The 10,369-nt window shown below is 32.1% G+C and carries 9 protein-coding genes; 6 read left to right on the forward strand and 3 right to left on the reverse strand.

The genetic code is table 11. The features are described 5' to 3' along the window. Positions 1-57 precede the first annotated feature (57 nt). Complete coding sequence (locus JHL18_RS22635; protein WP_200273524.1) at positions 58-870, reverse strand: DNRLRE domain-containing protein; 813 nt, start codon at positions 868-870, stop codon at positions 58-60. 174 nt (positions 871-1,044) lie between these two features. Further along, entirely contained in the window at positions 1,045-1,338 is a 294-nt protein-coding gene (locus JHL18_RS22640) for a hypothetical protein (RefSeq protein ID WP_200273526.1), read from the reverse strand. A 257-nt stretch (positions 1,339-1,595) separates the two neighbouring features. Here JHL18_RS22640 and JHL18_RS22645 point away from each other — a divergent pair, with 257 nt between their 5' ends. From JHL18_RS22645 to JHL18_RS22655, 3 genes are read left to right on the forward strand one after another with little or no spacing between them, the layout of a single operon-like run. After that, positions 1,596-2,804, forward strand: a complete 1,209-nt coding sequence (locus tag JHL18_RS22645) for a DegT/DnrJ/EryC1/StrS family aminotransferase (RefSeq protein ID WP_200273528.1) — start codon at positions 1,596-1,598, stop codon at positions 2,802-2,804. Continuing rightward, complete coding sequence (locus JHL18_RS22650) at positions 2,794-3,378, forward strand: acyltransferase (RefSeq protein ID WP_200273530.1); 585 nt, start codon at positions 2,794-2,796, stop codon at positions 3,376-3,378. Before JHL18_RS22645 ends, JHL18_RS22650 begins: the two co-directional genes overlap by 11 nt. Continuing rightward, complete coding sequence (locus JHL18_RS22655; protein WP_200273532.1) at positions 3,375-4,469, forward strand: Gfo/Idh/MocA family protein; 1,095 nt, start codon at positions 3,375-3,377, stop codon at positions 4,467-4,469. Before JHL18_RS22650 ends, JHL18_RS22655 begins: the two co-directional genes overlap by 4 nt. A 224-nt stretch (positions 4,470-4,693) precedes the next feature. Here JHL18_RS22655 and JHL18_RS22660 read toward each other — a convergent pair whose 3' ends face one another. Beyond that, complete coding sequence (locus JHL18_RS22660) at positions 4,694-5,413, reverse strand: EcsC family protein (protein WP_200273534.1); 720 nt, start codon at positions 5,411-5,413, stop codon at positions 4,694-4,696. A gap of 370 nt (positions 5,414-5,783) precedes the next feature. Here JHL18_RS22660 and JHL18_RS22665 point away from each other — a divergent pair, with 370 nt between their 5' ends. From JHL18_RS22665 to hcp, 3 genes are all read left to right on the forward strand, one after another. Then, entirely contained in the window at positions 5,784-6,872 is a 1,089-nt protein-coding gene (locus JHL18_RS22665; protein ID WP_200273536.1) for a PfkB family carbohydrate kinase, read from the forward strand. A 2-nt stretch (positions 6,873-6,874) separates the two neighbouring features. Continuing rightward, on the forward strand, positions 6,875-7,792 hold the full coding sequence (locus JHL18_RS22670) for a pseudouridine-5'-phosphate glycosidase (protein WP_200273538.1): 918 nt from the start codon (positions 6,875-6,877) through the stop codon (positions 7,790-7,792). Positions 7,793-8,364: 572 nt separating this feature from the next. Further along, complete coding sequence (gene hcp / locus JHL18_RS22675) at positions 8,365-10,074, forward strand: hydroxylamine reductase (RefSeq protein WP_200273540.1); 1,710 nt, start codon at positions 8,365-8,367, stop codon at positions 10,072-10,074. The last annotated feature ends 295 nt before the right edge of the window (positions 10,075-10,369 follow it).

The following is a 10,369-nucleotide window of genomic DNA, read 5'->3' on the forward strand; positions in this document are numbered from 1 at the left end:
TAAGAGAAGGTTTCTTGATTAATGATAAGGAGTTTTAAAAATAATATGAAGCAAATATTAATCAGAGTATGAGCCTCCTAGTATGATAGTTTCATCATCGGTAGGTTCAGGTTTAGGAGTCACAGCTATATTATAGGTTCTATCAATATGAAGAGGTGTGCTCTTTCCGATATTATCATACTCATCAACAACGTAATAATTGTCAGTGTAACCAGTTAGATGCCTTTTTACAGCAACATTCACTACGGCATTATATTTTGCATTGGCAGCTATCGTTCCTGTAACCTGAACTTGTTCAATCACAGGAATATTGCTAGTGGGAGGATTATTTGTAGGTATAGCATTATTAATTTTGCTAACTTGAGCAATTGGAGTGAAACTAACTTTTAAAAAGGGAATAAGATAGTCATCTTTGTTTATAGCAGATCCAAATGATGCAGTAGTATTCTTACTTTTAGCAAAAAGTTGCACGCAAGTGCTTCTCTTAGGGTTACTTATCCAACCTGAAACAAAATAGGTCAATGGTATTTTTACTGCAACCTCAGAGGTAATTGGATAAAAGTGTTTTGTTGAGAATGGATCTGGTTTAGGGCGGTTTTTAAAGGTTGTATAGGTGCTAAAGTAGTCACATGGATAAATCCCAAATATATTGGTTACATCATTATGGAAGTTATCGGTTTTAAATAATGTGAGTTCAGCATAACTTACTGATATATTGCTTGGTAATGGAGATAAGTCAAAAAAGAGATAACTAAAATAGCTAGACATTCCATCATTGCCTACTACTATAGTATCTCCGTTTATATTACTATCTGGAAGCTTGTTTGTTATAGTGATGCTCTTGCTTGCAGGAATTATAATGCTAGCCATTAAATTCACCTCTTTTCTCTCTATATAAAATATGGGGCCAGATAATGAAATATATCACTCCATAATTATATTAATACTTTTAAACATAATGAAATAAATTTCAAAAGTTTAAAAATATTAATTACGAAGTGATTTATTTGTAAATGGCCCCAAACAAATTAATAAATTAAAATACTAAGGTGTTTGTGATAATCCCCATGTTACTGTAATAGTATCTCCAGTTTCTACCTTTGGCACTATAGTTAAAGTAGTTGTAACGTTATAAGCTGCGTTTGCAGAGCTTGTATTACTTAAAGGAAGAGTCTTTTTATAACTTGTTAGAGCCCTACCTAAAGAAGAAGTAGTATTTATATCCTCTACATTTATTGTAAGATAACCTACATAACCTGGTATAAGAGTTCCAGTAGCTTGAACAGTATATATTGTACCGGTTTGAGGAGTATCAAAATTCAAAGTTTTATCAGCCAAAATAATCAGCTCCTTTGTTTAATTGTTACTAATAAAATAGTATTTTATATTTATAATATATGAATTAAAAATTGTAATGTGATAAGTTTCATTTGATGGTGTTAAAAAAAAGTTTAATAATTTGTAAATATTGGGAGAATATTTGCGCTTTTGTATCAGTGTCTAAAGTTTATATAGCATCATATAGTATATTGATGTATCACTATTTTGGGTGATTAATTTAAGTTTTATTGTTGCAAGTAAGGAGAGTTATATATATGAATGTGCCACTAATTGATTTAAAAGCGCAATACGAAAATATAAAGATCGAATTAAATAGTAGAGTTTTAGATATTTTGTCATCGGTAAATTATATAATGGGTGGACAAGTGGAATCATTTGAGAGAGAATTTGCATCATATTTAGACGTTAAAAATGCTATTTCGGTAGCAAATGGCACTGATGCGCTAGTAATAGCAATGAAGTCACTGGGAATAGGGGAAGGGGATGAGGTAATAACCACGCCTTATACCTTTTTCTCCACCGCAGAAAGCATATCAGCTGTAGGGGCAACACCTGTATTTGCTGATGTTGATAGGGACACTTTTAATATAGATGTAAGGAAGATTGAAGAAAAGATAACAAAAAGGACAAGGGCTATAATACCTGTTCATATATTTGGTCAACCTGCAGATATGAATGAGATACTAAACATAGCTAGAAGAAATAATTTATTTGTAATCGAAGATGCATGTCAAGCTATAGGTGCAGAGCATTATGGGAAAAAGGTTGGAACCTTAGGTGATATAGCCTGCTTTTCATTTTTTCCAACCAAAAACTTAGGATGTGCAGGCGATGGCGGAATGATAGTTACTAATGATGATAATATTGCCACCATAGTTAAGGCGTTGAGAGTCCATGGTAGTGGAGAGAATGGTGAGAAAGCATACAATTTATTAAATCATATTGAAGAACCAATATTACAGGAAAAGAATAATGATAATACTATTTATAATCCCTTGAAATATTATAATTTCATAATAGGGTTCAATTCTAGATTAGATGAAATACAAGCAGCTATTTTAAGAGTAAAACTAAAAAGTATTGATATGTGGAATGAAAAAAGAACTAAAAACGCAGCTTTTTATAGTGAAAATATAATTAATAAATCTATAGTTAAGCCAGTAGAGGTAAGTCATAAAAAGCATGTTTATCATATGTATATCATTCAAAGTGATTATAGAGATAAATTAGCTTCATATCTAAAAGAAAGAAATATAGCTACAGGTATATATTATCCTGTACCCGTACATCTGCAAAAAGTATATCATAATTTAGGATATAAGGAAGGAGATATGCCAGTGGCTGAGTATCTTTCCCGAAGAACTTTAGCTATTCCTATATACCCTGAGCTTTCCGTGGAACAAAAGCTTTATATTGTAAATGCAATAAATGATTTTGAGGTGAATAAGAACAATGAGAAATGAACAGTGTTTTATTCATGAATCAGCTTATGTAGATGAGCTAGCTACAGTAGGTTCAGGTACGAAAATATGGCATTTTTCTCATGTAATGAAAAATTGCAGTATAGGAAAAGATTGCAATATAGGACAGAATGTATTTATTTCGTCAGGGGTGACCATAGGAAATGGAGTAAAGATACAAAATAATGTTTCAGTTTATACTGGAGTTGTTTGTGAAGACTTTGTATTTTTAGGACCTTCTTGTGTATTTACCAATGTAATAAATCCTAGAAGTTTTATAGAGAAAAAGAATGAGTATAAAACTACAAGGGTTGGAGTAGGGGCAAGTGTAGGGGCGAATTCCACAATTGTTTGTGGAAACAATATTGGAAAGTATGCACTAGTAGGAGCAGGAGCAGTAGTGACATGTGATGTGCCTGACTATGGTTTAGTGGTTGGAAATCCAGCTAGGCTAGTTGGGTATGTTTGTACCTGTGGAGAAAAACTAAGTTTTAATGATGAAAATTCTACTAAGTGTCATATTTGCGGAAGAAGTTTTGTAGTTAGCAATGAAGTAGTAAAGGAAATCAATGAATGAAGAGATATAGATTTGCAATAATAGGTTGTGGAAGAATATCTTATAAGCATATACAAGCTATTGCTGAGAATAGTGAAGAAGCGCAATTAATTTGTTTATGTGATGTTATATTAAGTAAAGCAATTAATAGAGCAAATGAATATTTGAAACTTTGTCCTATGGATAAAGAACCTAAAGTTTATTCAGATTATAAAGAAATGCTTGATAAAGAGAAGATAGATTTAGTTACAGTAGCTACAGAAAGTGGGTATCACTCAGAAATATCGATTTATTGTATGAATAAAGGGATAAATGTGATATGTGAAAAACCCATGGCTCTATCAATTGTTGATGCAGATAAAATGATAGCATGCTCAATAAAGAATAATGTTAAACTTTCCATTAGTCATCAAAATAGATTTAACGCTGCTATTCAGCTGCTAAGAAAAGCAGTTGAAGATAATAGGTTTGGGAAAATTATAAACGGTACTGCAAGGATACTATGGAATAGAGATATGGATTATTATAATGAAGCTAAGTGGAGGGGCACTTGGGATTTAGATGGTGGAGTACTTATGAATCAGTGCATACACAATATAGATTTACTCCAATGGATGCTTGGGGGAGAGGTAGACAGTGTTTATTCACAAAGTGATACTTTTCTTAGAAAAATAGAAGCAGAAGACTTTGGAGCTATCATGATAAGATTTAAAAATGGGTCGATAGGAATAATTGAGGGAAGCGCATGCATATATCCTAAGAACTTAAAAGAAACCTTAGATATTTTTGGTGAGAAAGGAACTGTTTCCATAGGTGGGATTGCAGTTAATAAGATAGATACCTGGAAGTTTGAAGATGGGGAGGAAGATGAAGAACAAATTATTAAAGATAATGCTGAAAACCCTGATACGGTATATGGATTTGGACATACATTGCTATTTAAAGATATGATCGAAGCTATTAGAGCTGATAAAGAGCCGTATATTAATGGAGTAGAAGGGAAAAAAGCTATGTCAATAATCTTAGCTGCATATAAGTCTAGATTGACAGGAATGCCAGTAGTTTTCCCAATTGATGAATTCTCAACATCAAAAATGAGCAAAAACTATTAAAGTACCGTTTTGAGATTAAGTGGTTAGTCATCCCGAACTTTAATGAGTTTATGCAAGGAATTAATAGTTGAAGTTGGAACCTTATATAGATGTATCACTTCGAACCGAAATCTATTTTTAAAGCTCTCACGGCTTCTGGTGAGAGAATTTAAAAATGATAATTTATTATGAAGTGGTACATCCATACAATAAGCCGTCATAAATTGAAATTTATGAGGCTTGCTTTATTTATAGAGTAATCTCATTCTATAGCAATTCATTGCAGTTTCACCTAACTTATCTAAAAGTTTTGAGTTTACATAAGCTCCTACGAAAGCTCCTACAGCAGGAAGCATCTGTAGTAGTTTAGCCAAATCTATATAGTCTCTATATTCTTGTTGAAAGGTCTTCCAGTCAAATTCATTTATATCAGAAGGCAAGGACCTTGAATATTCTTCCCAGTTTTCAATTTCAGAGAATATCTTGTTTGAATGACTCTTGCTTGAGAAGGCTAATTGAAATACATGAAGAATAAATAGTCTTTCTTTGTAATCTCTTACATCGAAACCATATATGGATGCTACATCAAATAGAAACTTAAATTTTATAGTTAATAATAATGGGAAATCAGCAAGACCTACCAAAAAACCAGCGGCCCCTGTTCCAGCACCTTCTATCATAGCTGTGGTCTTATATGTCTCAATCTTTTTTCTTACTAATTCTTCTCTATCATAAAAACTCATATCATTGTATGTTTTTTTTGTTATAAACTCTGAACCAGATATGACACCCTTAGATATGTTTTTGATGGCTTCTGTCATTATAGTGTGGTATTTATCTGGGAGTACGCTGTTTATTTTCTGCTGACTTTTTCTAGTCAAATTATCTATAATTGTTGGCTTCTTAGTCACAATAATCTTCCATTGGTCTACTTCAAATTTTGCTTGATCTACATAGTGCTTCATATAAAATTAATCTCCTTTATAACATAGCTTATGATAGGTAGAATAACATATAGTTTTACGAATAAAAAGCATTTATTATATGAAAAAATCATTTAATTTTAGTTGCTTGCTTATATAGCATCTCCTGTATAACCGATTAATTTCAACAGTAATCTTAAACATAGTCAATATTAAAAGGTTATACTGATATAGTATTAAATATTCATTTTGATATTAATATGTGAATTAGAAATACTATAAAAGGTTTATAAATATAAAATAAAAATATTTAAAAAAAATTAACATGTATAAACCTTTACAGTGATATAAATAAGTGGTACGATTTAAGTAAGCAAAAGTTAATAAAATAAGCATATGTTAGGGTGATGCTATGACGAACAGAGAGCAAGAAATATTACAGATAATAAGAAAAAATCCTATGATATCACAAAAAGAATTAGCAAATATCTTAGGTATTACTAGGTCTTCAGCAGCAGTACATATAACTAATTTAATAAAAAAAGGCAGTATATTAGGAAAAGGATATGTAGTAAAGGAAAATCAATATGCTACGGTTGTAGGAGGAGCGAACATAGATATTCAAGGCTTTCCTAGTAGTAAATTGATATACAAAGACTCCAATATTGGTGTGGTTAAACATTCTTTAGGCGGAGTTGGGAGAAATATTGCTGAAAACATGGTTAGGCTTGGAATTCATACGAAATTTTTATCAGTAGTTGGTGAGGATGTTTACGGTCAAAAAGTTATTGATGAAGGAAGACATATCGGAATGGATGTTAAGGAGATAATGGTAGCACAGGGGCAAAGCACGTCTTCTTACCTATCAATTTTAGATGAGTCTGGAGATATGGCTGTTGCAATATCTCATATGGATGTTATTGAGAGGCTTGATGTTAATTACTTGATAAGTAAAAAGCATGTATTAGACAATTCGGAAGTTACGGTAATTGATACAAATCTCAATGAAGATGTAATCAAATATATAGCAAGTAACTACAAAGAAAGCAAATTATTCTTAGATACTGTTTCTACTGCAAAATCAATGAAGGTTAAAGACATAATAGGAGTATTTCATACTATAAAGCCTAATCAATTAGAGGCTGAGATCTTAAGTGGTATAAAGATAGAAGATGACAGAAGTTTGAAAAAGGCAGGTAGATATTTCATAGATGCAGGAGTAAAAAATGTATTTATAAGTCTTGGTTCAAAAGGTACTTATTATACTGACGGAAAGCAAGATGGACACATTGAAGGAAAAGCTATCAAGGTAATAAATGCAACTGGAGCTGGAGATGCATTTATGGCTGGACTTGTATATGGAGAACTAAATGATTTAAGTATAAAACAAAAAGCCATATTTGGTAATGCAGCAGCGATACTTGCACTTAGTCACGAAGATACTATAAACCCTAATATTACAGTGGATAATATATATAAGTTAATTGAGGAGGAGTTTTAATTATGTTAGAAAAATATTTAGACATTAATCCAGAGGTAAAAAAAGCTTTAGAAGAAGGTAGACCAGTAGTAGCTTTAGAATCTACTATAATATCACACGGTATGCCATATCCACAAAATGTTGCAACTGCATTAGCAGTAGAGCAAATTATAAGAGATAATGGAGCTGTACCAGCCACAATAGCTATATTAGGTGGAGTTTTAAAAGTTGGTTTAACAGAAGCTGAAATAGATCATTTAGGTAAAGCAGGAAATGTTATAAAGACTTCAAGAAGAGATATACCTTTCATAATAGCTAAAAAAGCTGATGGAGCTACAACAGTTGCATCTACTATGATAATAGCAGCATTAGCTGGAGTAAAAGTATTTGCTACAGGTGGAATCGGAGGCGTACACAGAGAAGCTCAAGAAACTTTTGATATATCAGCAGATTTACAAGAATTTGCTCATACAAATGTAGCTGTTGTTTGTGCAGGGGCTAAATCAATACTTGATATTGGTTTAACATTAGAATACCTAGAAACTTATGGAGTTCCTGTAGTTGGGTTTAAGACTGAAGAACTTCCTGCTTTCTATACAAGAAAGAGCGGCTTTGGAGTTGATTACAAGGTAGAAGATGAAAAGGAACTTGCTGAAGCAATAAAGGCTAAATGGGATCTTGGACTTAATGGTGGAGTAGTAATAGCTAATCCAATACCAGAACAATATCAAATGGATTATGACACTATAAATAATGCTATAGAAAATGCATTAAAAGAAGCAAAGGAACAAGGTATAAAAGGAAAAGAAAGTACACCATTCTTACTTGCTAAGGTTAAAGAGATTACAGGTGGAGCATCTTTAGATTCAAACATTAAGCTTGTATTTAATAATGCAGAAGTTGCAGCTAAGCTTGCAGTAGAGTTAGCTAAACTTCAATAGCATATTAATTAATGGGTTGCGTTCAAATTAAGGTGTCACTCTTCCGATACTTCAATGATTTTCGCAAAGAATTAATATGATTTTCAGAAATCTCATAGCTAAAACTGTATAACTCACTACGTTCGGACAATACAGTTTATTAACGCTATTCCATTTCCGCAAATCATTTAATTCTAATAGCTCAACCATATAGTATCTCCATAGCAACACCTTAATTTGAATAATAATATTTAAGAAGAAACTGTTCAATAGAATTATAATAAAACTCTCAGTCTATAAATGCTAATATAAAGCGTTTGAAAGACTGGGAGTTTTGTTATTTAAGGTTGTTAATTTGTACTAAGATGACAATATCTATATATCAGTAGTATATTTTCAAATAAACAAGCAAGATTTTTATAAAAATTATAAAAAGTTTTTATTTCGTAACTTAAGTTACCGATTAATGTAGAGTAAATTAGTATAATTTGAAATGTAGAGAAGAGATCAAACAAATAAATGCCACTTCAATTAGTCATATTGAAGATGGTACGAAAAATTAAAATAAATAAATTAATCGGAGGTTAAGTTCTATGAGTATGTTTTGTTATCAATGTCAAGAAGCAGCTGGCTGCAAAGGATGTACAATAAAAGGTGTGTGTGGTAAGACTGAAGATGTAGCAAAATCACAGGATTTATTAATATATGTTGTTAAAGGTCTTTCTGTTGTGATAAACGAAGGAAGAAAAGTTGGAGTTACAAGTAAAAAAGCTGATAACTTTATAGTTGATAGTTTATTTGCAACAATAACAAATGCAAACTTTGATAGAGATGTATTTATATCAAGAATAAGAGAAGGTTTAGCTTTAAGAGAAGAATTAAAAGCTGAAGTAGCTAAAGCAGGCGGAAACGTTGGAGTTACAAATGAAAGCTGGTTAGCTAAGATGCTTACTTTCGTTGGATTAAAGAAAGAAGAAGAAAGCAAACTTCCAGAAGCAACAACTTGGTTTGGAGCTAATGTTGATGAATTCAATGAAAAAGCTGAAACTGTAGGTGTTCTTTCAACTCAAAATGAAGATATAAGATCATTAAGAGAATTAACAACTTACGGATTAAAAGGTATGTCAGCTTATGTAAAGCAAGCTAGAGCATTAGGATTTGAAAATGATGAAGTTGTAGCTTTCATGGCACAAGCATTAGCTGAATTAATAGATGATACAAAAACAGTTGATGATTATGTAGCATTAGCTTTAAAAGCTGGTGAAGTTGGCGTTTCAGGTATGGCATTATTAGATACTGCTAACACTAAGACTTACGGAAATCCTGAAATAACTAAGGTTAATATAGGAGTTAGAAATAATCCTGGTATATTAATAAGCGGACATGATTTAAGAGATCTAGAACAATTACTTGAGCAAACAGAAGGAACTGGAGTAGACGTTTATACTCACAGTGAAATGCTTCCAGCTCACTACTACCCAGCATTTAAGAAATACAGCCATTTTGCTGGAAACTATGGAAATGCTTGGTGGAAACAAAATGAAGAATTCGAAAAGTTCAATGGACCAATACTTATGACTACAAACTGTATAGTTACTCCAAAGGATTCATACAAGGATAGAATATACACTACAGGTGTAACTGGATTCCCAGGGGTTAAGCATATAGATGCAGATGCAAATGGAGTTAAGGACTTCTCAGCTTTAGTTGAACAAGCTAAGAAATTACCTACACCAACTGAAATAGAAACAGGAGAAATCATCGGTGGATTCGCTCATGAACAAGTATTTGCTTTAGCAGATAAAGTTGTTGATGCAGTTAAGAGTGGCGCTATAAAGAGATTCTTCGTAATGGCTGGTTGTGACGGAAGAGCTAAGAGCAGAAGTTACTACACAGAATTTGCTGAAAAGCTTCCAAAGGATACAGTAATCCTTACAGCTGGATGCGCTAAGTACAAATACAACAAGTTAAACTTAGGTGATATCGGAGGAATTCCAAGAGTTCTAGATGCTGGACAATGTAATGACTCATACTCATTAGCATTAATAGCATTAAAGCTTAAAGAAGTATTCGGATTAGCTGATATAAATGAATTACCAATATCATACAACATAGCTTGGTATGAACAAAAAGCTGTTATAGTATTATTATCTTTACTTCACTTAGGAGTTAAGAATATACACTTAGGACCAACTCTACCAGCATTCCTTTCACCAAATGTTGCTAATGTTTTAGTACAAAACTTTGGTATCGGTGGAATAACAAATGTTGATGATGATATGGCTATGTTCCTAGCACAATAATTAAAAAATTATAAATTAATCTCATGCAGTGTGCGAAAATTTAAGTATCCCCTTAAATTTTAGGCGAGATCTCCCCGGATCTTAGTGAATAACAATCTCACCCTTTATATAAGGAAGACTATGATAAGTAGTCTTCCTTTTTTATTTTTCAAAAAGTTCCTAACTACAAGGAGGGCACTGAAAAAGTCCCTTTTAGCAAATTAGACCTAGAAAATTGTCAGGAGACAATTTTCTAGGTCTTTTATGTTATACTTAAATTATTAAATTTATGTGGGTGATTCAAATGATTAAAAAG

Source organism: Clostridium yunnanense (assembly GCF_016595795.1).
Classification (GTDB): Bacteria; Bacillota; Clostridia; order Clostridiales; family Clostridiaceae; genus Clostridium_AR; species Clostridium_AR yunnanense.

Excerpts from the sequence above, each read along its gene's own strand:
- JHL18_RS22635 (WP_200273524.1), bottom strand. The coding sequence starts at position 870 with ATGGCTAGCATTATAATTCCTGCAAGCAAGAGCATCACTATAACAAAC.
- JHL18_RS22645 (WP_200273528.1), top strand. The coding sequence starts at position 1,596 with ATGAATGTGCCACTAATTGATTTAAAAGCGCAATACGAAAATATAAAG.
- JHL18_RS22650 (WP_200273530.1), top strand. The coding sequence starts at position 2,794 with ATGAGAAATGAACAGTGTTTTATTCATGAATCAGCTTATGTAGATGAG.
- JHL18_RS22655 (WP_200273532.1), top strand. The coding sequence starts at position 3,375 with ATGAAGAGATATAGATTTGCAATAATAGGTTGTGGAAGAATATCTTAT.
- JHL18_RS22660 (WP_200273534.1), bottom strand. The coding sequence starts at position 5,413 with ATGAAGCACTATGTAGATCAAGCAAAATTTGAAGTAGACCAATGGAAG.
- JHL18_RS22665 (WP_200273536.1), top strand. The coding sequence starts at position 5,784 with ATGACGAACAGAGAGCAAGAAATATTACAGATAATAAGAAAAAATCCT.
- JHL18_RS22670 (WP_200273538.1), top strand. The coding sequence starts at position 6,875 with ATGTTAGAAAAATATTTAGACATTAATCCAGAGGTAAAAAAAGCTTTA.
- hcp (WP_200273540.1), top strand. The coding sequence starts at position 8,365 with ATGAGTATGTTTTGTTATCAATGTCAAGAAGCAGCTGGCTGCAAAGGA.